20 protein-coding genes and 4 tRNA genes are annotated in these 22,991 nt (G+C 57.2%); 18 read left to right on the forward strand and 6 right to left on the reverse strand.

The window, feature by feature from the left end; all coding sequences use genetic code 11:
- Position 1 precedes the first annotated feature (1 nt).
- From wzxE to USF70_RS20665, 9 genes are all read left to right on the forward strand, one after another.
- Entirely contained in the window at positions 2 to 1,252 is a 1,251-nt protein-coding gene (wzxE, locus tag USF70_RS20625) for a lipid III flippase WzxE (RefSeq protein ID WP_320711525.1), read from the forward strand.
- Positions 1,249 to 2,328: a TDP-N-acetylfucosamine:lipid II N-acetylfucosaminyltransferase gene (locus tag USF70_RS20630; protein ID WP_320735968.1), complete on the forward strand. Its 1,080-nt coding sequence runs from the start codon at positions 1,249 to 1,251 to the stop codon at positions 2,326 to 2,328. Before wzxE ends, USF70_RS20630 begins: the two co-directional genes overlap by 4 nt.
- Positions 2,325 to 3,677: an ECA oligosaccharide polymerase gene (gene wzyE / locus USF70_RS20635; protein WP_047059105.1), complete on the forward strand. Its 1,353-nt coding sequence runs from the start codon at positions 2,325 to 2,327 to the stop codon at positions 3,675 to 3,677. The genes USF70_RS20630 and wzyE overlap by 4 nt, the downstream gene beginning before the upstream one ends.
- A 12-nt stretch (positions 3,678 to 3,689) precedes the next feature.
- Positions 3,690 to 4,430 (forward strand): lipopolysaccharide N-acetylmannosaminouronosyltransferase, encoded by a 741-nt coding sequence (gene wecG / locus USF70_RS20640; protein ID WP_029739560.1) that lies wholly within the window; start codon positions 3,690 to 3,692, stop codon positions 4,428 to 4,430.
- A gap of 197 nt (positions 4,431 to 4,627) precedes the next feature.
- A complete protein-coding gene (gene thrP / locus USF70_RS20645; RefSeq protein WP_039264257.1) occupies positions 4,628 to 6,013 on the forward strand; it encodes a bifunctional threonine/serine APC transporter ThrP in 1,386 nt (461 codons plus the stop codon).
- A gap of 102 nt (positions 6,014 to 6,115) precedes the next feature.
- Positions 6,116 to 6,192: transfer RNA gene (locus USF70_RS20650), tRNA-Arg, on the forward strand.
- Between the two features lie 67 nt (positions 6,193 to 6,259).
- Positions 6,260 to 6,335, forward strand: a tRNA-His gene (locus USF70_RS20655).
- 22 nt (positions 6,336 to 6,357) lie between these two features.
- Positions 6,358 to 6,443 (forward strand) — tRNA-Leu (locus tag USF70_RS20660).
- A 45-nt stretch (positions 6,444 to 6,488) separates the two neighbouring features.
- Positions 6,489 to 6,565: transfer RNA gene (locus USF70_RS20665), tRNA-Pro, on the forward strand.
- A gap of 507 nt (positions 6,566 to 7,072) precedes the next feature.
- Here USF70_RS20665 and USF70_RS20670 read toward each other — a convergent pair.
- The 5 genes from USF70_RS20670 to hemC all read right to left on the reverse strand — a co-directional run bounded on the left by USF70_RS20670 (position 7,073) and on the right by hemC (position 12,554).
- Positions 7,073 to 8,284 (reverse strand): MFS transporter, encoded by a 1,212-nt coding sequence (locus tag USF70_RS20670; protein WP_320735969.1) that lies wholly within the window; start codon positions 8,282 to 8,284, stop codon positions 7,073 to 7,075.
- A gap of 172 nt (positions 8,285 to 8,456) precedes the next feature.
- A complete protein-coding gene (gene hemY, locus USF70_RS20675) occupies positions 8,457 to 9,656 on the reverse strand; it encodes a protoheme IX biogenesis protein HemY (RefSeq protein ID WP_241174635.1) in 1,200 nt (399 codons plus the stop codon).
- A 2-nt stretch (positions 9,657 to 9,658) separates the two neighbouring features.
- Positions 9,659 to 10,855 (reverse strand): uroporphyrinogen-III C-methyltransferase, encoded by a 1,197-nt coding sequence (gene hemX, locus USF70_RS20680; protein ID WP_033146905.1) that lies wholly within the window; start codon positions 10,853 to 10,855, stop codon positions 9,659 to 9,661.
- Between the two features lie 20 nt (positions 10,856 to 10,875).
- A complete protein-coding gene (gene hemD, locus USF70_RS20685) occupies positions 10,876 to 11,616 on the reverse strand; it encodes a uroporphyrinogen-III synthase (RefSeq protein WP_320735970.1) in 741 nt (246 codons plus the stop codon).
- Positions 11,613 to 12,554: a hydroxymethylbilane synthase gene (hemC, locus tag USF70_RS20690; RefSeq protein WP_033146903.1), complete on the reverse strand. Its 942-nt coding sequence runs from the start codon at positions 12,552 to 12,554 to the stop codon at positions 11,613 to 11,615. Before hemC ends, hemD begins: the two co-directional genes overlap by 4 nt.
- Before the next feature lie 350 nt (positions 12,555 to 12,904).
- On the opposite strand from hemC, the gene cyaA reads away from it, so the two are divergent.
- Positions 12,905 to 15,448: a class I adenylate cyclase gene (gene cyaA / locus USF70_RS20695; protein ID WP_023309629.1), complete on the forward strand. Its 2,544-nt coding sequence runs from the start codon at positions 12,905 to 12,907 to the stop codon at positions 15,446 to 15,448.
- 95 nt (positions 15,449 to 15,543) lie between these two features.
- On the opposite strand, the gene cyaY is transcribed toward cyaA, so the two are convergent.
- Complete coding sequence (gene cyaY, locus USF70_RS20700) at positions 15,544 to 15,864, reverse strand: iron donor protein CyaY (protein ID WP_023333807.1); 321 nt, start codon at positions 15,862 to 15,864, stop codon at positions 15,544 to 15,546.
- 135 nt (positions 15,865 to 15,999) lie between these two features.
- On the opposite strand from cyaY, the gene lptM reads away from it, so the two are divergent.
- The 8 genes from lptM (at position 16,000) to corA (ending at position 22,960) form a co-directional block, all read left to right on the forward strand.
- Positions 16,000 to 16,203, forward strand: a complete 204-nt coding sequence (lptM, locus tag USF70_RS20705) for an LPS translocon maturation chaperone LptM (protein WP_014885650.1) — start codon at positions 16,000 to 16,002, stop codon at positions 16,201 to 16,203.
- Positions 16,204 to 16,238: 35 nt separating this feature from the next.
- On the forward strand, positions 16,239 to 17,063 hold the full coding sequence (dapF, locus tag USF70_RS20710; RefSeq protein ID WP_008501545.1) for a diaminopimelate epimerase: 825 nt from the start codon (positions 16,239 to 16,241) through the stop codon (positions 17,061 to 17,063).
- A complete protein-coding gene (locus USF70_RS20715) occupies positions 17,060 to 17,767 on the forward strand; it encodes a DUF484 domain-containing protein (protein ID WP_023309626.1) in 708 nt (235 codons plus the stop codon). The genes dapF and USF70_RS20715 overlap by 4 nt, the downstream gene beginning before the upstream one ends.
- On the forward strand, positions 17,764 to 18,666 hold the full coding sequence (gene xerC, locus USF70_RS20720) for a tyrosine recombinase XerC (protein ID WP_033146901.1): 903 nt from the start codon (positions 17,764 to 17,766) through the stop codon (positions 18,664 to 18,666). Before USF70_RS20715 ends, xerC begins: the two co-directional genes overlap by 4 nt.
- Positions 18,666 to 19,382 carry a 5-amino-6-(5-phospho-D-ribitylamino)uracil phosphatase YigB gene (yigB, locus tag USF70_RS20725; protein ID WP_320735971.1) on the forward strand — a complete coding sequence of 239 codons (717 nt, stop codon included), beginning with the start codon at positions 18,666 to 18,668 and terminating at the stop codon, positions 19,380 to 19,382. The genes xerC and yigB overlap by 1 nt, the downstream gene beginning before the upstream one ends.
- A gap of 107 nt (positions 19,383 to 19,489) precedes the next feature.
- The gene (uvrD, locus tag USF70_RS20730) at positions 19,490 to 21,652 is read left to right on the forward strand and encodes a DNA helicase II (RefSeq protein ID WP_033146899.1); all 2,163 of its coding nucleotides are present in this window, start codon (positions 19,490 to 19,492) and stop codon (positions 21,650 to 21,652) included.
- A 149-nt stretch (positions 21,653 to 21,801) separates the two neighbouring features.
- The gene (gene ysgD / locus USF70_RS20735; protein WP_212743980.1) at positions 21,802 to 21,858 is read left to right on the forward strand and encodes a YsgD/CorL family protein; all 57 of its coding nucleotides are present in this window, start codon (positions 21,802 to 21,804) and stop codon (positions 21,856 to 21,858) included.
- Positions 21,859 to 22,009: 151 nt separating this feature from the next.
- Positions 22,010 to 22,960, forward strand: coding sequence for a magnesium/cobalt transporter CorA (gene corA, locus USF70_RS20740; RefSeq protein WP_008501540.1), 951 nt, complete (start codon positions 22,010 to 22,012; stop codon positions 22,958 to 22,960).
- Positions 22,961 to 22,991 lie beyond the last annotated feature (31 nt).

Raw genomic sequence — 22,991 nt, forward strand, 5'->3', positions numbered from 1 at the left:
TATGTCTCTGGCAAAAGCATCGGTGTGGACCGCCGCGTCCACGCTTGTAAAAATTGGCGCCGGGCTGCTGGTCGTCAAGCTGTTGGCCGTCTCATTTGGCCCCTCTGGTGTCGGGCTGGCAGGTAATTTCCGCCAGCTCGTTACCGTCCTTGGCGTGCTGGCCGGTGCCGGTATCTTCAACGGCGTCACCAAATACGTTGCGCAGTATCACGATGATGCGGCTCAGCTGCGCAGAGTGGTGGGTACCTCTTCGGCGATGGTCACGGGTTTTTCGACCCTGATGGCGATTGTCTTTCTGCTGGCGGCGGCGCCCATCAGCCAGGGATTGTTCGGGCACACCCATTATCAGGGGCTGGTGCGTCTGGTCGCGTTGGTTCAGATGGGTATTGCCTGGGCTAACCTGCTGCTGGCGCTGATGAAAGGTTTTCGTGATGCCGCCGGGAACGCGCTTGCCTTAATCCTGGGCAGCGTCATCGGCGTGATTGCCTATTACTTTTGCTATCGCCTGGGCGGCTATGAAGGCGCACTGCTGGGGCTGGCGCTGGTCCCGGCACTGGTTGTTGTACCTGCGGCATTTATGCTGATGCGTCGGGGCGTCATCCCTCTGAGCTACCTGAAACCGCAATGGGACACGATGCTTGCCAGCCAGCTGGGTAAATTTACCCTGATGGCGCTCATCACCTCCGTCACGCTGCCGGTAGCCTACGTGATGATGCGAAATTTGCTGGCGGCGCATTATAGCTGGGATGAAGTGGGGATCTGGCAGGGCGTAAGCAGTATTTCCGACGCCTATCTCCAGTTTATTACGGCTTCCTTTAGCGTTTACCTGCTGCCAACCTTATCGCGTCTGACGTCCAGACAGGATATTACCCGTGAGATTTTCCGATCGCTGCGCTTTGTGCTGCCAGCCGTCGCGGCGGCCAGCTTTACCGTCTGGCTACTGCGCGATGTCGCCATCTGGCTGCTGTTCTCGGCGAAGTTCACCGCCATGCGCGATCTCTTTGCCTGGCAGCTGGTGGGTGATGTGCTGAAAGTGGGTGCTTACGTCTTTGGCTATCTGGTGATTGCAAAAGCGTCCCTGCGGATGTATATCCTGGCGGAAATTAGCCAGTTTGCGTTACTGACAGCATTTTCACACTGGCTGATACCCGCGCACGGTGCGCTGGGGGCGGCTCAGGCCTATATGACAACCTATATCGTTTATTTCGCCGCCTGTTGCGGCGTATTTTTATTGTGGCGTAAACGCGCATGACTGCACTGATTCACATCCTGGGATCGGATATCCCACACCATAACCAGACCGTTTTGCGGTTCTTCAACGACGAGCTGGCATCGGGTAATCCTGATGCGCGTGAGTTTATGGTTGCAGGTCAGGATAAGGGCCTGAGCGAGGCGTTTCCGGCGCTGACGATTCGCTTCTGGCCGGATAAGGCCGCGCTGGCGAAGGCGGTCGTTGCCAGAGCCAAGGCGGATCGTAAGCAACGTTTCTTTTTCCACGGGCAGTTCAATACCGGCCTGTGGCTGGCGCTGCTCAACGGGGGGATTAAACCCTCCCAGTTCAGCTGGCATATCTGGGGAGCCGATCTCTACGAAGTCTCCCGCGGCTGGAAATTCCGTCTTTTCTATCCGCTGCGCCGCATGGCGCAGGGGCGCGTAGGCTGTGTGTTTGCCACCCGAGGCGATCTCAACTATTTTGCTAAACAGCACCCGAACGTGCGCGGAGAACTACTCTATTTCCCAACCCGCATGGATCCGGCGCTGAACGCCATGGCGAATGACGCGGTGCGTGAAGGCAAGCTAACGATCCTGGTGGGGAATTCCGGCGATCGCAGTAACGAACACGTCGCGGCGCTCAGGGCGGTGCATCAGCAGTTTGGCGACACGGTAAACGTGGTGGTGCCGATGGGCTATCCCGCCAACAACGACGCCTATATTGCTGACGTTCGCCAGCAGGGACTTGCGCTGTTTAGTGCAGAAAATCTGCACATCCTCAGCGATAAGCTGGAATTTGATGAGTATCTTGCGCTGCTGAGAAAATGCGATCTTGGCTATTTCATCTTTGCCCGACAGCAGGGAATCGGCACGCTGTGTCTGCTGATTCAGGCGGGTGTACCGTGCGTGCTCAACCGCGACAACCCGTTCTGGCAGGACATGGCCGAGCAGCATATTCCGGTGCTGTTTACCTCAGACACGCTGAATGTCGAGGTGGTACGGGAAGCCCAACGCCAGCTCACGCTGGTGGATAAAAATAGCATCGATTTTTTCAGCCCGAATTACCTCACGCCGTGGCATCGCGCGCTGCGCATCGCTTCAGGAGACAAAGCATGAGTCAGTTGCAATTCAGCGGCTTACTGGTTGTCTGGCTTCTGAGCGCCCTGTTTATCGCCACGCTTACCTGGTTTGAATTCCGCCGGGTGCGGTTCAACTTTAACGTATTCTTCTCGTTACTGTTTCTGCTGACCTTCTTTTTCGGCTTCCCGCTGACCAGCATTCTGGTCTTCCGTTTTGACGTGAGCGTCGCACCGCCGGAAATCCTGCTCCAGGCCCTTCTGGCGGCGACCTGCTTCTATGCCGTCTACTACGTCACCTATAAAACGCGTCTGCGTTCAGCGCAGGCTGCTGCCCCGCGCCGGCCGCTTTTTACCATGAATCGGGTGGAAACCCACCTGACGTGGGTGATGCTGATGACCATCGCCCTGGTCAGCGTCGGTATCTTCTTCATGCATAACGGCTTTCTGCTGTTTAAGCTCCACTCCTACAGCCAGATTTTTTCGGCCGAAGTCTCGGGCGTGGCGCTTAAGCGTTTCTTCTACTTCTTCATCCCGGCGATGCTGGTGGTCTTTTTCCTGCGCCAGGACAGCAAAGCGTGGCTGTTCTTTCTGGTCAGCACCGTCGCGTTTGGCATTCTGACCTACATGATTGTGGGCGGCACGCGCGCGAACATTATTATCGCCTTCGCTATCTTCCTGTTTATAGGCATCATCCGCGGCTGGATCTCGCTGTGGATGCTGGTTGCGGCAGGCGTGTTTGGCATTGTCGGGATGTTCTGGCTGGCGCTGAAGCGCTACGGGATGAACGTGGCGGGCGATGAGGCGTTTTACACGTTCCTCTACCTGACGCGCGATACCTTCTCGCCGTGGGAAAACCTGGCATTGCTGCTGCAAAACTATGACAAGATTGATTTCCAGGGGCTGGCGCCGATTGTTCGCGACTTCTACGTCTTTATCCCTTCCTGGCTATGGCCGGACCGGCCCGGCGTGGTGCTTAACACGGCGAATTACTTTACCTGGGAAGTGCTGAACAACCATTCCGGTCTGGCAATCTCGCCAACGCTGATTGGTTCCCTGGTGGTGATGGGGGGGGCGTGGTTCATTCTGCCCGGGGCAGTTGCCGTGGGGCTGATTATCAAGTGGTTCGACTGGCTTTACCTGCGCGGCAACGAAGAGACCAACCGCTATAAAGCCGCCATTTTGCACAGTTTCTGCTTTGGTGCCATTTTCAATATGATCGTTCTGGCGCGCGAAGGGCTGGACTCGTTCGTTTCGCGCGTGGTGTTCTTCATGGTTGTTTTCGGCCTCTGCCTGTTGCTGGCCAAACTGTTGTACTGGCTGTTTGACAGCGCAGGTCTTGTGCACAAGCGCGAGCGGCAGGGCAGCACAACGCTGTCGCAAGTCTGAGTAAGGATAGTAATGACTGATAAAATTTCTGCACCGCGCTACGCGCTACGTGGCCTGCAGCTTATTGGCTGGCGCGACATGCAGCACGCGCTGGACTTTCTGTTCGCCGACGGCCAGATGAAATCCGGTACGCTGGTGGCCATCAACGCGGAAAAAATGCTGGCGGTTGAGGATAATGCGGAAGTCAAAAGCCTGATTGAAGCGGCTGAATTTAAATACGCGGACGGGATCAGCGTGGTCCGCTCTATCCGTAAAAAGTATCCTGACGCTAATGTATCCCGCGTGGCGGGGGCCGATCTCTGGGAGCAGCTTATGGCCCGCGCAGGTGCGCAGGGTACGCCCGTGTTCCTGATTGGCGGGAAGCCGGAGATACTGGCCCAGACGGAGGAGAAACTGCGTCGTCAATGGAATGTTAATATCGTCGGCAGCCAGGATGGTTACTTCAAACCGGAAGATCGACAGGCTCTGTTTGAGCGCGTTCGTGACAGCGGGGCGAAAATTGTCACCGTGGCGATGGGCTCCCCGCGCCAGGAGATCCTGATGCGTGACTGCCGTCTGGTCTGTCCTGATGCCCTCTACATGGGCGTCGGCGGCACGTACGACGTCTTTACTGGCCACGTTAAGCGTGCGCCAAAGGTCTGGCAAAATCTGGGGCTGGAGTGGCTGTACCGCCTGCTATCGCAACCGACGCGCATTAAACGACAGATCCGTCTGCTTCGCTACCTCGCCTGGCATTACACCGGAAAAATGTAATCAAAATGTAGCGCGATATGCTATTCGCGCTGCAACTCGCCTGCAAAACTGCTGATAATCTGTGCAATGCATTCATTTTTTTAATGCATCGTTTGCCATTTGGCAGATTTTAGGAAACCATTCGCTCCGTATTTTAGTACCCCTAAAAAACAATACCCGGTATTAAGCCGGGAAACAGCAAACACAATCGAGGATCTATGGCAGAGAAACAACCGGAGCTACAGCGTGGGCTGGAAGCTCGTCATATTGAACTGATAGCGCTGGGCGGCACTATCGGCGTGGGCCTGTTTATGGGCTCCGCAAGCACGCTCAAATGGGCAGGCCCTTCCGTATTACTGGCGTATATTATCGCCGGGCTGTTTGTTTTCTTCATTATGCGTTCCATGGGCGAAATGCTCTTCCTGGAGCCGGTAACCGGCTCTTTCGCCGTTTACGCGCATCGCTATATGAGCCCCTTCTTCGGCTACCTGACGGCCTGGTCATACTGGTTTATGTGGATGGCGGTGGGCATCTCAGAGATCACCGCGATAGGGGTCTACGTCCAGTTCTGGTTCCCGGACATGGTCCAGTGGATACCCGCGCTCATTGCCGTGGGGCTGGTGGCGCTGGCAAACCTGGCCGCCGTGCGCCTTTACGGTGAAATTGAGTTCTGGTTCGCAATGATCAAAGTCACCACGATTATCGTGATGATTGTCGTCGGCCTGGGCGTGATTTTCTTCGGCTTTGGCAACGGTGGACACGCTATCGGCTTTGGCAACCTGACCGAAAACGGCGGCTTCTTCGCCGGCGGCTGGAAGGGCTTCCTGACGGCGCTGTGTATCGTTGTGGCCTCGTATCAGGGCGTGGAGCTGATCGGTATTACCGCCGGTGAAGCGAAAAACCCGCAGGTCACGCTGCGTAGCGCGGTGGGCAAAGTGCTGTGGCGTATCCTGATTTTCTATGTGGGCGCGATCTTCGTCATCGTGACCATCTTCCCGTGGAACGAAATTGGCACGACGGGTAGCCCGTTTGTATTAACCTTCGCCAAAATTGGTATCACGGCGGCGGCGGGTATCATCAACTTTGTGGTCCTGACGGCAGCGCTGTCAGGCTGTAACAGCGGGATGTACAGCTGCGGGCGTATGCTCTATGCGCTTTCGAAGAATAACCAGCTGCCTGCGGCGATGAGTAAAGTCTCACGTGCCGGCGTACCGGTGGCGGGTGTGGCGGTCTCCATTGTAATCCTGCTGATTGGCTCTTGCCTGAATTACATCATTCCTAACCCGCAGCGCGTGTTCGTTTACGTCTACAGCGCCAGCGTACTGCCGGGCATGGTGCCGTGGTTTGTTATCCTCATCAGCCAGCTGCGTTTCCGTCATGCGCATAAAAAAGCGATTGAAAGCCATCCGTTCCGCTCAATTCTGTTCCCCTATGCGAACTATTTGACGATGGCGTTCCTGATTTGCGTATTAATCGGCATGTACTTTAATGAAGATACCCGCATGTCGCTGTTTGTCGGGATGATCTTCCTGGCGGCTGTAACGGCTGCATATAAGCTTTTTGGTCTGGGTCGCCGCGCCACCACGCAGAAAGTGGAGGAATAAGCGGCAAAATGTGCAAACCATAACCAAACGCGCATTTTTTTCAAAAAAGCACTAGACAGCGGGGACGGAGGTACGTAATATCCAGCCCCGCAACGGCGCTAAGCGCCCGTAGCTCAGCTGGATAGAGCGCTGCCCTCCGGAGGCAGAGGTCTCAGGTTCGAATCCTGTCGGGCGCGCCATTTTAGTCCCGGCGCTAGAGCTGCGGTGGTCTGAGAAGTAGTCAGTACCGCGTGAAAGAATACAGTGGTGGCTATAGCTCAGTTGGTAGAGCCCTGGATTGTGATTCCAGTTGTCGTGGGTTCGAATCCCATTAGCCACCCCATTATTTGAAAGAGTTGTGAATTGCGAAGGTGGCGGAATTGGTAGACGCGCTAGCTTCAGGTGTTAGTGTCCTTTGGATGTGGGGGTTCGAGTCCCCCCCCTCGCACCACGACTTTTTAAATGAATTGAACTAAAAATTCAAAAAGCAGTACATCGGCGAGTAGCGCAGCTTGGTAGCGCAACTGGTTTGGGACCAGTGGGTCGGAGGTTCGAATCCTCTCTCGCCGACCAATTTTGAACCCCGCTTCGGCGGGGTTTTTTGTTTTCTGCGAGTTCTCATCCCTGTAGTCATGCCCCGACAGCGCCCTTTTTCTTTGTCGCAATCCAGCGACATGCAACTCATTGAAAATTAAAAAAATAACCATTTATGGGTTTTGCTGTCTCCTCCTGGAGACATATTCCCGTCTTTTCCCGATACGTTGTAGAGCCTAAGACGGCGCCAGGCAGCATAATTTCCTTTTATCTTAAAATGTTGCGTCATGTAAAAGTTCTGGGTGTCATGTTGGCACGTTACGTGCAATAATATGCGTGTAGATGCTCATTCCATCTCTTATGTTCGCCTTAGTGCCTCATAAACTCAGGAATGACGCAGAGCCATTTACGGTGCTTATCGTCCACTGACAGATGTCGCTTCGGCCTCATCAGACACCATGGACACAACGTTGAGTGAAGCACCAAATATGTTGTCTTACAGACCTGTTTTAACGCCTGCTTTTATAGCAGGCGTTTTTTTATGCCTTATTCCCGATACAGGCGCATGATCAGGGCAACCATCAGCAGCGCCGATGCAGAGACAGCATAGAGCGCCTGTACTGAGCCAAACCCTGAAGCCACCGCCGCTGCAATGCCGGTGAAAAGAGAGGCGCTGAGCGTTTGCCAGCGCCAGGCTTTACCGCTGGCCGAAGCGGTTTGCGTGAGATGAAAACTACTGAGTACCCCAAACGTGCCCGCTGCGAAGAGAACATTCGAGGCCAGATGCGCGATAAAGATCATCCCCAGCGCGCATACTGTCCACCCGGACAAAAAAGGCAGCATGCCATAAGCGGCCAGAAAGATGCTCAGGCAAACGATTATTCGCGGCGTGTGGGCCGCAAAGCGCGTCAGGCTCTCTTTTTTTAGCAGCAGGGGGCCACAAAGCTGCCCCAGACTCCTCGCGAAAAGCAGAGGCAAAGCAAGGCCCGCCGCATCCTGAGGACTAAGCTGCTGGGCCAGTGCCGGAAGAAGCGCCATCGCCGGTGAGCCGACGGCAGCCAGCGCCGGCAGGATGAGCAGGCTGCGTTTTTGCCGAACGGTCAACGCCTGCCAGCGTAATGTTGCAGAAACTCCCCTTTCCATAGCGGTGGGATGTGGTGCCGGAGAAAACCGGCGCCCAGCCAGCCATAGCAGTACCACTGACCCGAGAAAGCTGGCGGCATCAATAGCCAGCAGGGTAAACACGGATGTCTTCTGAAACAGCACCACGCCCAGGCCGGTCCCTAACAACACCTGAGAAGCAAAAATCACATTTTCCAGACAGGTTGCAGCGGGCAGCTCCGCTTCGCTGAGACCGCGCTTAAAGAGCAATGTCAGCGCGGGCCAGCTCATCCCGCTGAGCAGGGCTTCGGTGGATTGCACGGCGAGCAATGCGGCAACGCTGTGGTAACCCACACCAAGCAGGGGAAAGAGCAGGGCGAGCAGGCCCAGCCCCTCGGTCAGTATCAGCAGGGATATCGGCGAAAAGCGCGAGCACAGCTTTTCGCCGAAGATACTGCCGATGAACCCTGGTACCGTAGCGAAAAGAAAAGCGAGAGTAAGCAGAGCGGGCGGGGCTGACCACGCCAGCAGCAAACCGAAGACCACGACCTGGGTTAAGCCATTCCCCAGCGAAGAAAAGATAAAAGCACAGGCAAGCAGGCGCAGCCAGCGGTGGCAGCGCAGCGCCTGGATAAGCGCATACAAAAGCGAGTTCATTGATATTTCCTTTCAAAAACGATTTAGTCCACGCTGCAAAATGTGCGCGTGTGTGAAAAAAGGTTAATGAAAAGACATCGTTACATTGGCGGATTCGTTTGCGGATGTGGGTGTAAAGAATGTAGCAGGAGAAAGGCGATAAAAAAAGGAGGCCCTCTGGCCTCCTTTTTATTTACTGCTGCGTACCGTTATTTTGCAGCGTTAACAGCAACCCATCACGCCGCATGGCGGCTGCCTCTTCCGGCTTGTGCTGCTTGTCCAGCGTATCGGCAAGCCACGCGTAATCAAACGCGTCCGGACGCTGCTTCAGCGCCGCGCGGAAGGCGAGGCTCGCCTCCTGCCATTCTCCGTGCTTCATCAGCGACTGACCGAGCGTGCTCCACAGCAGCGGGCGGTCACCGACGGTTTTAATCTGCTGACGCAGCACTTTTTCGATTTGCTCAGGATTATTGGTTTTCAGGCGCGGGATCACCATCACCAGACGATCGTCATACTGGCGCTTCAGGCCATCGAGGAGGATCTCCTGAGCCGTGTCATGATCGTCACATTCAATAAGATGTTCCGCCATGGCGACCTGCAGAGGAACCTGCTGGCGCGTCTTACGGCTCTGATTCTTCCACCACGTTTTCAGACCGTCGCTGCCCAGGTCGGCGCGCGCCTGATCCATGAGGCCAATCCATGCCAGACGCTGAAGCTCATCACGATGTTCATCGTCGCCCACCTCGGCCTTTGCCATCGACGGAATGATGTCCAGCAGCGAGCCCCAGGCGCCGGTACGAATATACGCCTGCTCGGCAAGACGCAGCACTTCCGGATGACGTGGCGCAACTTCCAGCAGGCGATCGATACCGTGACGCGCCGCGTGATTTTCATTGCGCGCCAGCTGCAGGCGAACGCGCGTGATCTCTACAGGAATCGGGTCGCCTTGAGCCAGCTCTGCCGCCCGCTCCAGATGCTGATTGGCGCGGGCTTCGTCACCGCGCTGCTGCGCCGCTTCGGCAGCGAGCAGATAATTCACTACCGGCTGTTCGGCATGGTCGGCGTTTTTCGACATCAGCTTTTCAACCTGCTGATAGTCACCCTCGGCAAGCTTAAGCAGCGCCTGTTCGGTCTGCTTGCGGGCGCGGCGGCGTTTACGGCCAACGAACCAGCCGCGCGTGTGGGCACCGGTGCGGAAAATGCGGCGCAGGATCCACTCGATCGCAAACAGCACCACCACGCCGAGGATCAGAATGATCGTCAGGCCGGTTACGCTGGTTTCAATGTTGTAGTTATCCGTCTGGATCAGGACGTAACCCTGATGACCCGCAAGCATAGGTCCCAGCACGATCCCGGCGATCAGCAGGATGAAGAGTAAGAGAACTTTTAGCATCATTACTCTCCTTGCGGTGCGCTTTCAGGCGCCGGAGCCGGGGCAGGTGCCGCTCCGTCCGTCGGCTCTGCCGGTACGCCCGGCTGCGCCAGCAGGTTACGTACGCGCGTCTGCATCAGTTTCTCCAGAATCGGCTGGCTGGCCAGCTTATCCGGCACGTTCATGGTGATGTTCTGCTGGCTCAGCTTATCAATGTCTTCGAGGAAGGCTGTGGTGGTCGCATCATCGGTGTTGTAGTAGGCGCGTACCCACGTTGAGACATTATCCAGCGCCTGTTTGTACGTCTCTTCCTGATGACGCGGCACGGCCTGAGCCGCCACCAGCAGGCGGGAACGAATGTTCTCGCGCAGATAGATATCCTGGTTCGGCGCCAGCAGCGGCACGGCGGTTTCGTCGCGACGGCGGATAGTGATGAAGCTGTCCATAAAGTTCTGCCAGCTTTTCTGCAGGTTTATGCGCCATTCGCTCAGGGAGCTGGAAAGCTCGGTACCGTCGGAATCCATCGGGGAATCGTCGTCGTTGTTATCCGCCAGCTGCAGGTTATCAATCTGATTCGACAGCTGGTTCACCTTAAGGATAATGCCGTCGTAATCCACCTGCGAGACGGCGGAGAGGCTGGCGATGTCCTCGGTGATCGCGCGACGGGCCGTGATAAGGCTCGGGTCGTTCATGTCTGCCAGGCTCGCGTCGGCGCTTTTCAGCAGCGCGGCGGCAGTGGTGACGTCCTGATCGCTCCAGAGCTTACGTCCGGCGAGCTTCACCAGGAAGTCAGCCTGCGAGAGCAGCCAGGTTTTGGCATCGGTACCGGAAATCGTGGCGACTTTCTGCTGCACGTCGCCCAGCTGTTTAGCCAGCTCTTCCTGTTTGCTGTTCGCCTCGGCAAGCGCGGCGGCCTGCTGCTTAATCACCGTTTCCAGCTCGGTTTTCTGCGTCTCCTGCGCTTTTTGCAGGGCAGTGAGCTGATTCACCAGCGCATCGCTGGTGGACGTCTGATTCGCACCCTGTTGCTTCACCAGACCGTACAGGCCAACCCCTGCTGCCAGCGCAATGGCGATGGCAATCGCGCTCAGCGCGAGGCTCGTTTTGTTGCTGCCGTTTTTCTTCTCAGCGGTTTTCTCAGTCGTCTCTGGCTGTGGCGTCGTCTCCACAGTCTCCCTGGTCTCTTCAACCACGGCGGAGGATTTGTCGTGTTCCGTCATTATGGCTTCCCATTTGAGAGTTATTGTAATGCGCGCAGCAGCGCATCGTTGTCGGCGTTATCAGCGATCCGAATATCCTGCCAGCCCAGTTCCCGGGCCTGGTTCGCCAGACGCTCACTGACGACCAGAAGCCGACAGCGGAGTAACCAGTTTTCGCGATACCAAAGCGGTATCAGCGACCAAAGCTGTTGTAACATTTCACCGCTGGTGACCACCAGCGTATTAATGCCGCGCGCGTGCCATCGCATCGCCTCTTCCGCGCCATCGTAGTGTTTTGCACAGCGCTGATAGCACTCAACGAACGTTACGTCTGCACCGCGTTCACGCAGCGTTTCGCCCAGCATTTCGCGGCCACCGTTGCCGCGCAAAATGAGCGCACGCTTTCCGGCAATAGTTTGTAATTCAGGTAATTGTAGCAAGACTTCGCTGATTTCCCGATCTAACGGGTAACGAACGTCCGCGCTGCTTACGGTATGCAGCGCCAGTGCCGTTGTGCGGCCAATCGCGAAATAGCGGGGGGCAAGTGGCCAGGCTAAACCCTGCTGTTGCAGCTGCGCGTGGGCAAATTCCACGGCATGTTGCGACAGCGCAAACAGCAGGTCGCCTTCCTGAAGGGTATTCATCTGGTCGGCGAGTGCAGAGAGCTCCCGACCGGGGGAGAATTCAATGAGCGGAAAACTCCAGGCCACCTGCCCCAGTGTGCGCAGACGGCTCACTAACTGCTCTCCTGCGGGAGAAGGGCGGGTGACAAGAATACTCATGCAGGGGGCTCTCCATTATAAACGTCAGCCAGAATCTCGCGGGCGCCGTTATCCAGCAGCTCTTCCGCCAGCGACACGCCAAGCTGCTCGGCATCTTGCGCTTTACCGCGACGTTCGCCGCGTACCATCTGGGAACCGTCCGGAGCGCCCACCAGCGCGCGCAGCCACAGTTCACCTTCTGTTAATTCAGCATAGCTGCCAATCGGTACCTGACATCCTCCTTCGAGGCGGGTATTCATCGCACGCTCGGCTTTTACGCGGATAGCGGTCTCGTCATGGTTCAGCGGTGCGAGCAGTTCGCGGGTACGCGCATCGTCCAGACGGCACTCGATGCCGACGGCACCCTGGCCCACGGCCGGAAGCGAAAGCTCTGGCGGCAACGCCACGCGAATGCGCGACTCCAGCCCCAGACGCTTGAGGCCGGCAACGGCGAGGATAATGGCATCGTAATCGCCGTTATCCAGCTTGCCCAGACGCGTTCCGACGTTACCGCGCAGCGAGCGAATGATCAGGTCAGGACGGCGCTCTGCCAGCTGACACTGACGGCGTAAACTGGACGTGCCAACCACGCTACCCTCCGGCAGCGCGTCGAGCGAGTCATAGTGGTTAGAGACAAACGCATCGCGCGGATCTTCGCGCTCGCAGATGGTCACCAGCCCCAGCCCTTCCGGGAACTCGACGGGCACGTCTTTCATTGAATGTACGGCGATATCGGCGCGGTTCTCAAGCAATGCCAGTTCCAGCTCTTTGACAAACAGGCCTTTGCCGCCCACTTTCGCCAGGGGCGTGTCGAGGATCACGTCACCGCGCGTGACCATCGGCACCAGCTCGACGCGCAATCCACTGTGGCAGGCTTCAAGGCGCTGCTTCACATAATGTGCCTGCCAGAGCGCGAGGGGGCTTTGGCGTGTGGCAATTCTCAAAACATTGTCTAACATGCTTGTTACCGTCATTATCAATCGCTAACCATCCTAACATTGTTGACTCTGGGATGGCAGTTTTACGGTTGATGAAGCGTGAGAGGGACAAGGCGGCGTATTCGTCAGCCATAGCCGTATTCAGGAATTTACACGTACAGAACGGTGCTACACTTGTATGTAGCGCATCTTTCTTTACGGTCAACCGGCAAGGTGTTAAATTGATCACGTTTTAGACCATTTTTTCGTCGCTACCACCAAAAATGATAAGGGCGAAAAAGGGTAACGGTTATCTTTTTGAAATACTGCGGGTCCGCTGTTATTCGTGTTTTGAATAGCTTGCGACACCCGGAAACATCAGGCGATACGTCTTGTACCTCTATATTGAGACTCTGAAACAGAGACTGGATGCCATTAATCAACTGCGTGTGGATCGCGCGCTTGCTGCCATGGGCCCTGCTTTCCAGCAGGTATACAGTCTGCTGCCGACATTATTGCACTATCACCATCCGCTGATGCCTGGCTACCTTGACGGTAACGTTCCCCAGGGCATTTGCCTTTTCACGCCTGATGAAACCCAACAGCATTACCTGAACGAGCTGGAACTCTACCGCGGCATGCCGCCACAGGAGTCTCCAAAAGGTGAACTGCCGATTACCGGCGTTTACTCTATGGGGAGCACCTCATCGGTAGGGCAAAGCTGTTCTTCGGACCTGGACATCTGGGTCTGCCATCAGTCCTGGCTCGATAACGACGAGCGTCAGCTGCTGCAACGCAAGTGCAGCCTGCTGGAGAGCTGGGCGGCCTCGCTCGGCGTGGAAGTAAGCTTCTTCCTGATTGATGAAAACCGTTTCCGCCATAACGAAAGCGGCAGTCTGGGTGGTGAGGACTGCGGCTCGACTCAGCACATCTTACTGCTGGATGAATTTTACCGTACTGCCGTGCGTCTGGCCGGGAAGCGTATTCTGTGGAATATGGTCCCGTGCGAAGAAGAAGAGCATTACGATGACTACGTCATGTCGCTTTACGCGCAGGGTGTACTGACGCCAAACGAATGGCTGGACCTCGGCGGCCTCAGCTCTCTGTCAGCCGAAGAGTACTTTGGCGCAAGCCTCTGGCAGCTCTATAAGAGTATCGACTCACCGTACAAAGCGGTGCTGAAAACGCTGCTGCTGGAAGCCTATTCCTGGGAATACCCTACGCCGCGCCTGCTGGCGAAAGATATCAAGCAGCGTCTGCACGACGGGGAGATCGTCTCCTTCGGGCTGGACGCCTACTGCATGATGCTGGAGCGCGTGACCGAATACCTGAAAGCTATTGATGACACCACGCGTCTTGACCTGGTGCGTCGATGTTTCTATCTCAAAGTCTGTGAGAAATTGAGCCGCGAGCGCGCCTGCGTGGGCTGGCGTCGTGAAGTGGTCAGTCAGTTAGTGAAAGAGTGGGGATGGGACGAAGCGCGTCTGTCGATGCTCGACAACCGGGCCAACTGGAAAATCGATCAGGTGCGTGAAGCGCACAACGAACTGCTCGATGCGATGATGCAAAGCTACCGTAACCTGATCCGCTTTGCGCGCCGTAACAACCTCAGCGTTTCCGCCAGCCCGCAGGACATCGGGGTATTGACCCGTAAGCTGTACGCCGCGTTTGAAGCGCTGCCGGGCAAAGTCACCCTGGTTAACCCGCAGATTTCGCCAGACCTGTCAGAACCGAACCTGACCTTTATCTACGTGCCGCCGGGCCGCGCAAACCGCACCGGGTGGTATCTGTATAACCGTGCGCCAAGCATGGACTCAATCATCAGCCATCAGCCGCTGGAGTATAACCGCTACCTGAACAAGCTGGTGGCCTGGGCCTGGTTTAACGGCCTGCTGACCTCGCGCACGCGCCTGTTTATCAAAGGCAACGAGGTGGTTGATCTCGCTAAGCTGCAGGAGATGGTCGCGGATGTGTCGCACCACTTCCCGCTGCGTCTGCCTGCCCCAACGCCGAAAGCGCTCTACAGCCCGTGCGAAATTCGCCATCTGGCGATTATCGTCAACCTGGAATATGACCCGACGGCGGCCTTCCGCAATCAGGTGGTTCACTTTGACTTCCGCAAGCTGGACGTTTTCAGCTTTGGCGAACAGCAAAACTGCCTGGTGGGCAGCGTGGATCTGCTGTACCGCAACTCGTGGAACGAAGTGCGTACCCTGCATTTCAACGGCGAGCAGGCGATGATCGAAGCGCTGAAAACCATTCTCGGCAAGATGCACCAGGATGCCGCACCGCCTGACAGCGTTGAGGTGTTCTGCTACAGCCAGCACCTGCGCGGTTTAATTCGTACCCGCGTGCAGCAGCTGGTTTCTGAGTGTATCGAACTGCGTCTGTCCAGCACCCGTCAGGAAACCGGACGCTTTAAAGCGCTGCGCGTCTCCGGTCAGACCTGGGGCCTGTTCTTCGAACGTCTGAACGTGTCGGTACAGAAGCTGGAAAACGCCATCGAGTTCTACGGCGCGATTTCACACAACAAGCTGCATGGCCTGTCTGTGCAGGTGGAAACCAACCACGTTAAGCTGCCGCAGGTGGTGGACGGATTCGCCAGCGAAGGGATTATTCAGTTCTTCTTTGAAGAGTCGGGCGACGATGCCGGGTTCAACATCTACATTCTGGATGAAACCAACCGCGCCGAGGTGTATCACCACTGTGAAGGCAGTAAAGAGGAGCTGGTGCGCGACGTCAGCCGCTTCTACTCCTCTTCGCATGACCGTTTCACCTACGGCTCAAGCTTTATCAACTTTAACCTGCCGCAGTTCTACCAGATTGTGAACGTCGACGGACGTACGCAGGTGATCCCGTTCCGTACCCAGGCCGTAACGCCTGCCGCGCCTGCCAATCAGGACACCGCGCCGCTGTTGCAGCAGTATTTCTCCTGAGCCTTTTCGCTCGCCCGGTGGCGGCTACGCCTTACCGGGCCTACAACAGCTCGAACCCGTAGGCCGGGTAAGCGCAGCGCCACCCGGCAACAAAACTACCTGAAACTCACAGCCTCACCCGCCTGCGCGGTCGCCGCCTGTTCCAGCAGATCCCAGAACGGTACGCCGCTGCGGTCGCAAACCCATTCTCCGTCCTTCAGATCGAAATGATAGCCGCCCTGTTTCGCGGCCAGCCACACCTGGTGAAGCGGCTCCTGGCGGTTAATAATAATTTTGCTGCCATTTTCGAAGCTCAGGGTCAGAATGCCGCCGTTGATTTCACAATCGATATCGCTGTCGCCGTCCCAGTCGTCAAGACGCTCTTCGATGGTCATCCACAGGTTGTCGGCAAGGCGATGGAATTCACTGTCGTTCATGGTTTTGTTCCTGTTTTTCGTGATGCCGGCAGTATAACCCTAAATAATTCCCGTTGCAGGAAAGCGGCAAACTCTTGCTTTTGTGTCTTCTCCTGCGATGATAGAAACAGATTTGAACTTACGGGCAACTTTATAATGAAAAACGCTTTCCGAACGCTTGCCGTTCTCATCACGCTGTTTAGCCTGACTGGCTGCGGACTGAAGGGACCACTGTACTTCCCACCTGCGGATAAAACCGCGCCGCCGCCGACGAAACCCGTGCAAAGCGGCATTGAGTCCACCACGCCAAATACTAACGATCGTGGCGACAACGGTGGCCCGACTCAGGTTAATCTCTGACGACAACGTTCTGTACCCGCGCAATGGAGCAAATGATGCAGTTCTCTAAAATGCATGGCCTTGGCAACGATTTTATGGTCGTCGACGCGGTAACGCAGAATGTGTTTTTCTCCCCGGAACTGATCCGTCGCCTGGCGGATCGGCATCTGGGCGTGGGGTTCGATCAGCTGCTGGTGGTTGAGCCACCGTACGATCCCGACCTCGATTTCCACTACCGTATTTTTAACGCGGACGGCAGCGAAGTTAACCAGTGCGGCAACGGCGCGCGCTGTTTTGCCCGCTTTGTCCGCCTGAAAGGGCTGACCAACAAGCGTGATATTCGCGTCAGCACGGCCAATGGCCGCATGGTGCTCAGCGTCACCGATGATGAGCTGGTGCGCGTGAACATGGGCGAGCCTAACTTCGAGCCCTCCGTCGTGCCGTTTCGCGCAAACAAAGCGGAAAAGACCTATATTATGCGTGCGGCCGAGCAGACAGTATTGTGCGGCGTCGTCTCAATGGGTAACCCACACTGCGTGATTCAGGTTGATGATGTGGAAACCGCCGCGGTCGAAACGCTCGGCCCGGTGCTGGAAAGCCACGAACGTTTCCCGGAGCGCGCGAACATCGGCTTTATGCAGGTGGTGAAGCGCGAGCACATTCGCCTGCGGGTTTACGAGCGCGGCGCGGGCGAGACTCAGGCCTGCGGAAGCGGTGCCTGTGCAGCGGTGGCCGTTGGCATCTCCCAGGGGTTACTGGCTGAAGAGGTTCGCGTGGAATTACCGGGCGGTCGGCTTGATATCGCCTGGAAAGGACCGGGTCATCCACTGTATATGACTGGCCCGGCGGCACATGTCTATGACGGGTTTATCCATCTATGAAACAACCAGGGGAAGAACTGCAGGAAACAGTGACGGAACTGGACGACAGAGCTGTTGTTGATTATCTGCTGCGCAATCCTGAGTTTTTTATTCGTAATGCACGCGTCGTCGAAGAGATGCGCGTGCCGCATCCGGTTCGCGGGACCGTGTCGCTGGTCGAATGGCACATGGCGCGCTCGCGCAACCACATCAATCAGCTAGAAGAGAACATGACGCTGCTGATGGAGCAGGCCAGCACCAACGAAAGCCTGTTCTATCGTCTGCTGCATCTGCAGGCGCGTCTGGCGTCGGCGCACAGTCTTGACGAGTTCCTCAGCCGCTTCCACCGCTGGGCTCGTGAGCTTGGGCTGGCGGGCGCGACGATTCGCCTGTTCCCGGACCGCTGGCGCATTGGCGCACCGTCGGGGTTCACCCATCTGGCGCTCAGCCGTCAGGCGTTTGAACCGCTGCGCATTCAGCGTCTGGGCCATGAGCACCACTATCTGGGGCCGCTGAACGGGCCTGAGCTGCTGGTGGTGTTACCGGAAGCCAAAGCGATTGGCTCGGTGGCGATGTCGCTGATGGGGCGCGATGGCGATCTGGGAGTCATGTTATTTACCAGCCGCGATGCGCATCACTATGAGCAGGGGCAAGCCACGCACCTGCTGCAGGAGATCGCCCTGATGCTGCCCGAGCTGCTGGAGCGCTGGATTGAGCGCGTATGATGGACGGACTGCTCGCCACTGACGTCTCGCGCTTTCTGCGCTATCTGGGCGTGGAGCGTCAGCTTAGCCCCATTACCCTGCTCAACTACCAGCGTCAGCTTGATGCCATCATGCAGATCGCCGACGAAATCGGCCTGAAAAGCTGGCAACAATGTGACGCTGCGACGGTACGCGGGTTCGTCGTGCGTAGCCGTAAAAAAAATCTCAGCCCGGCAAGCCTGGCGCTCAGGCTCTCAGCGCTGCGCAGTTTCTTCGACTGGCTGGTCAGCCAGGGGGGCTTAAAAGCCAACCCGGCAAAGGGGATCGCCACGCCGAAAGCGCCGCGCCATCTGCCTAAAAATATCGACGTTGACGACGTAAACCGCCTGCTGGATATCGACCTTAACGATCCGCTCGCCGTGCGCGACCGCGCGATGCTGGAGGTGATGTACGGTGCCGGGCTGCGTCTGTCCGAGCTGGTTAATCTTGATATCAAACACCTCGATCTGGAGTCCGGTGAAGTGTGGGTAATGGGTAAGGGCAGCAAAGAGCGCCGCCTGCCGATTGGCCGCAATGCGGTTTCCTGGATTGAGCACTGGCTTGACCTGCGCGGGCTGTTTGGCAGCGAAGAGGATGCGCTGTTCCTGTCGAAGCTCGGCAAACGGATCTCGGCGCGTAACGTCCAGAAGCGCTTTGCGGAGTGGGGCATTAAGCAGGGGCTGAACAGCCACGTTCACCCGCACAAGCTGCGCCACTCCTTTGCGACACACATGCTTGAGTCGAGCGGCGATCTGCGCGGCGTGCAGGAACTGCTTGGCCACGCGAACCTGTCGACCACACAAATTTATACCCACTTAGACTTCCAACACCTTGCCTCGGTGTATGACGCGGCGCATCCACGCGCCAAACGGGGGAAATAATGCGTTTTTACCGCCCACTCGGTCAGATCTCAGCTCTGACGTTTGACCTTGATGACACCCTTTATGACAACCGCGAGGTGATCCTGCGTACCGAGCAGGAGTCGCTGGCGTTTGTGCAGAACTACCACCCCGCGCTGAAAGCGATACAGAACAAGGACTTTCAGAAGCTCCGTCAGTCCCTGCGGGAAACCGAGCCGGACATTTACCACGACGTGACCGAATGGCGTCGTCGTGCGGTTGAGCAGGCGATGCTTAATGCCGGCCTGAGCGCGCAGGACGCGGCCATCGGGGCCGAAGCGGCCATGGAAAACTTTGCTAAATGGCGCAGCCGTATCGACGTGCCGCAGGAGACCCACGGCACGCTGGCGAAGCTTGCCGAAAAGTGGCCGCTGGTGGCCATCACCAACGGCAATGCCCAGCCCGAGCTGTTTGGTCTCAGCGATTACTTTGAATTTGTGCTGCGCGCGGGCCCGCACGGGCGCGCGAAGCCGTTTAATGATATGTACCATCTGGCGGCGGATAAGCTTAACCTGCCGCTGGGTAACATTCTGCACGTGGGGGATGACCTGACCACGGACGTGGCCGGTGCTATTCGCTGCGGGATGCAGGCCTGCTGGATCAAGCCGGAAAATGCGGAACTAATGACCGCAACCGACAGCCGTCTTCTGCCGCACGTGGAAATTTCACGGTTGGCATCCCTCACGACGCTGATATAATCACCATTAATATTGTATAAATTACCAGGGGTTTGCAGTTGTAGGCCCGGTAAGCGAAGCGCCACCGGGCGCTTCGCTGTGTTCCTGAATACTATGTGACGGTGCCAATGGACGTTTCTTACCTGCTCGACAGCCTTAATGACAAACAGCGTGACGCGGTTGCCGCCTCGCGCACCAACATGCTGGTGCTGGCTGGGGCGGGCAGTGGTAAGACGCGCGTGCTGGTTCACCGTATCGCCTGGCTGCAGAGCGTGGAGAACTGCTCCCCGTACTCCATCATGGCGGTGACGTTTACCAACAAGGCGGCAGCAGAGATGCGCCACCGTATCGCTCAGCTGATGGGCACCAGCCAGGGCGGCATGTGGGTTGGCACCTTCCACGGCCTGGCGCACCGCCTGCTGCGCGCGCACCATATGGACGCCAACCTGCCGCAGGATTTCCAGATCCTCGACAGCGAAGACCAGCTCCGCTTGCTGAAGCGCCTGATCAAGGCGATGAACCTCGACGAGAAGCAGTGGCCGCCGCGTCAGGCGATGTGGTACATCAACGGCCAGAAGGACGAAGGGCTGCGCCCGCACCACATTCAGAGCTTCGGCAACCCGGTCGAGCAGACCTGGCAGAACGTTTACAAGGCCTACCAGGAAGCGTGCGATCGCGCCGGCCTGGTGGATTTCGCCGAGCTGCTGCTGCGCGCCCACGAGCTGTGGCTCAACAAGCCGCACATCCTGCAGCACTACCGCGAACGCTTCACCAATATCCTGGTGGACGAATTCCAGGATACCAACAACATCCAGTACGCGTGGATCCGCCTGCTGGCCGGTGATACCGGCAAGGTGATGATCGTGGGCGACGATGACCAGTCGATCTACGGCTGGCGCGGGGCGCAGGTGGAGAATATCCAGCGCTTCCTCAACGATTTCCCCGGCGCGGAAACCATCCGTCTGGAGCAGAACTACCGTTCAACCAGCAACATCCTGAGCGCGGCCAACGCCCTCATTGAGAACAACAACGGGCGTCTGGGTAAAAAGCTGTGGACCGATGGCGTCGACGGCGAACCGATTTCGATTTACTGCGCCTTCAACGAGCTCGACGAAGCCCGCTTCGTGGTGAACCGCATCAAAACCTGGCAGGACAACGGCGGCGCGCTGGAGCAGTGCGCCATTCTCTACCGCAGCAACGCCCAGTCGCGCGTGCTGGAAGAGGCGCTGCTGCAGGTGAGCATGCCGTACCGCATTTATGGCGGTATGCGCTTCTTCGAACGTCAGGAAATCAAAGATGCGCTGTCGTATCTGCGCCTCATTGCGAACCGTAACGACGACGCGGCGTTTGAACGCGTGGTCAATACGCCGACCCGCGGGATTGGCGACCGCACGCTGGACGTTGTGCGTCAGGCCTCGCGCGATCGCCAGCTGACGCTGTGGCAGGCGTGCCGCGAGCTGCTGCAGGAAAAAGCGCTCGCCGGACGTGCCGCCAGCGCATTACAGCGCTTCCTTGAGCTGATTGACGCTCTGGCGCAGGAAACCGCCGACATGCCGCTGCACGTGCAGACCGACCGGGTGATTAAAGACTCCGGCCTGAGAACCATGTACGAGCAGGAGAAAGGCGAGAAGGGCCAGACCCGTATTGAGAACTTAGAGGAACTGGTCACGGCGACGCGCCAGTTCAGCTACAACGAAGAAGACGAAGACCTGATGCCGCTGCAGGCGTTCCTCTCCCACGCCGCGCTGGAAGCGGGTGAAGGGCAGGCGGACACCTGGCAGGATGCGGTTCAGCTGATGACCCTGCACTCCGCCAAAGGCCTGGAGTTCCCGCAGGTGTTTATTGTCGGGATGGAAGAGGGGATGTTCCCGAGCCAGATGTCGCTGGATGAAGGCGGACGTCTGGAAGAGGAGCGTCGTCTGGCCTACGTGGGCGTGACGCGCGCAATGCAAAAGCTGACGCTAACCTACGCCGAAACCCGCCGCCTGTACGGTAAAGAGGTCTATCACCGTCCGTCGCGCTTTATCGGCGAACTGCCGGAAGAGTGCGTGGAAGAGGTGCGTCTGCGGGCGAGCATCAGCCGTCCGGTCAGCCATCAGCGCATGGGCTCGCCGATTGCGGAAACCGACACCGGCTACAAGCTGGGCCAGCGCGTGCGCCATTCGAAGTTTGGCGAAGGCACTATTGTGAATCTGGAAGGCAGCGGCGAGCATAGCCGCCTGCAGGTGGCGTTCCAGGGGCAGGGGATCAAATGGCTGGTGGCGGCCTATGCGAAGCTGGAAACAGTCTAACATTCAGAAAAATATCATTATTTTGTAATAATCTGCTAGCCTTATACAGCGAAGGTCAATTAATGCCCTTCAGCGTTCCGTTGCGTGTTGACGCCATAGTTATAGCTGGCGTAACATGCGCGCACGATTACGCTAAGAGGACATTCGCCTTGGACACACCCAGTAGATACTGGCTCAATTCCCTGTCATCCAGGAACAACTCCTAAGGCTATCTCCTCTTGCTGATGGCCTTAGTGGTTGTCAGCGACCTGCATTATTCCCGTCGCGCTGAGTCAGGCTGTTTAATGGTCTGAAACCCAATTTGTTTCTGTGTGCCCACCGAACTGTCCGATATTTTTTGCATTGGGAGTCCCGGTCATGTTGAGCGCATTTCAACTCGAAAATAACCGACTGACTCGGCTTGAAGCCGAAGAGTCACAGCCCCTCATTGATGCCGTATGGGTGGATCTGGTCGAGCCGGACGACGATGAACGCCTTCGCGTACAATCTGAACTGGGGCAAAGCCTGGCAACCCGCCCGGAACTGGAAGACATCGAAGCATCCGCGCGTTTTTTTGAAGACGAAGACGGTCTGCATATTCACTCCTTCTTCTTCTTTGAAGATGCGGAAGACCACGCGGGTAACTCCACCGTGGCGTTTACCATTCGCGACGGCCGTCTGTTTACCCTGCGCGAGCGCGAGCTGCCGGCATTCCGCCTCTACCGCATGCGCGCCCGCAGCCAGGCAATGGTGGACGGTAACGCTTACGAGCTGCTGCTCGATCTGTTCGAGACCAAAATTGAACAGCTGGCGGACGAAATTGAAAACATCTACAGCGATCTGGAAAAGCTGAGCCGCGTGATCATGGAAGGCCATCAGGGCGATGAATACGACGAAGCGCTCTCCACGCTGGCGGAGCTGGAAGATATCGGCTGGAAGGTGCGCTTGTGTCTGATGGATACCCAGCGCGCGCTGAACTTCCTGGTGCGCAAGGCGCGTCTGCCGGGCGGTCAGCTGGAGCAGGCGCGTGAGATCTTACGCGATATCGAATCCCTGCTGCCGCACAACGAATCTCTGTTCCAGAAGGTGAACTTCCTGATGCAGGCGGCGATGGGCTTTATCAACATCGAGCAGAACCGCATCATCAAGATCTTCTCGGTGGTGTCCGTGGTGTTCCTGCCGCCGACGCTGGTGGCGTCCAGCTACGGGATGAACTTTGAGTTTATGCCGGAGCTGAAGTGGAGTTTTGGCTACCCGGGGGCGATTATCTTCATGATCCTCGCGGGGCTGGCGCCGTATCTGTACTTTAAGCGCCGGAACTGGCTGTAAAAATCTGGCGGGTGGCGCTTCGCTAACCCGC

This window comes from Enterobacter sp. 237C8 (assembly GCF_034106865.1).
GTDB classification, from domain to species: domain Bacteria; phylum Pseudomonadota; class Gammaproteobacteria; order Enterobacterales; family Enterobacteriaceae; genus Enterobacter; species Enterobacter asburiae_B.

What these genes read in the sequence shown, in the direction of transcription:
- wzxE (WP_320711525.1), top strand. Translation starts at nt 2, where the DNA reads ATGTCTCTGGCAAAAGCATCGGTGTGGACCGCCGCGTCCACGCTTGTA.
- USF70_RS20630 (WP_320735968.1), top strand. Translation starts at nt 1,249, where the DNA reads ATGACTGCACTGATTCACATCCTGGGATCGGATATCCCACACCATAAC.
- wzyE (WP_047059105.1), top strand. Translation starts at nt 2,325, where the DNA reads ATGAGTCAGTTGCAATTCAGCGGCTTACTGGTTGTCTGGCTTCTGAGC.
- wecG (WP_029739560.1), top strand. Translation starts at nt 3,690, where the DNA reads ATGACTGATAAAATTTCTGCACCGCGCTACGCGCTACGTGGCCTGCAG.
- thrP (WP_039264257.1), top strand. Translation starts at nt 4,628, where the DNA reads ATGGCAGAGAAACAACCGGAGCTACAGCGTGGGCTGGAAGCTCGTCAT.
- USF70_RS20670 (WP_320735969.1), bottom strand. Translation starts at nt 8,284, where the DNA reads ATGAACTCGCTTTTGTATGCGCTTATCCAGGCGCTGCGCTGCCACCGC.
- hemY (WP_241174635.1), bottom strand. Translation starts at nt 9,656, where the DNA reads ATGCTAAAAGTTCTCTTACTCTTCATCCTGCTGATCGCCGGGATCGTG.
- hemX (WP_033146905.1), bottom strand. Translation starts at nt 10,855, where the DNA reads ATGACGGAACACGACAAATCCTCCGCCGTGGTTGAAGAGACCAGGGAG.
- hemD (WP_320735970.1), bottom strand. Translation starts at nt 11,616, where the DNA reads ATGAGTATTCTTGTCACCCGCCCTTCTCCCGCAGGAGAGCAGTTAGTG.
- hemC (WP_033146903.1), bottom strand. Translation starts at nt 12,554, where the DNA reads ATGTTAGACAATGTTTTGAGAATTGCCACACGCCAAAGCCCCCTCGCG.
- cyaY (WP_023333807.1), bottom strand. Translation starts at nt 15,864, where the DNA reads ATGAACGACAGTGAATTCCATCGCCTTGCCGACAACCTGTGGATGACC.
- lptM (WP_014885650.1), top strand. Translation starts at nt 16,000, where the DNA reads ATGAAAAACGCTTTCCGAACGCTTGCCGTTCTCATCACGCTGTTTAGC.
- dapF (WP_008501545.1), top strand. Translation starts at nt 16,239, where the DNA reads ATGCAGTTCTCTAAAATGCATGGCCTTGGCAACGATTTTATGGTCGTC.
- USF70_RS20715 (WP_023309626.1), top strand. Translation starts at nt 17,060, where the DNA reads ATGAAACAACCAGGGGAAGAACTGCAGGAAACAGTGACGGAACTGGAC.
- xerC (WP_033146901.1), top strand. Translation starts at nt 17,764, where the DNA reads ATGATGGACGGACTGCTCGCCACTGACGTCTCGCGCTTTCTGCGCTAT.
- yigB (WP_320735971.1), top strand. Translation starts at nt 18,666, where the DNA reads ATGCGTTTTTACCGCCCACTCGGTCAGATCTCAGCTCTGACGTTTGAC.
- uvrD (WP_033146899.1), top strand. Translation starts at nt 19,490, where the DNA reads ATGGACGTTTCTTACCTGCTCGACAGCCTTAATGACAAACAGCGTGAC.
- corA (WP_008501540.1), top strand. Translation starts at nt 22,010, where the DNA reads ATGTTGAGCGCATTTCAACTCGAAAATAACCGACTGACTCGGCTTGAA.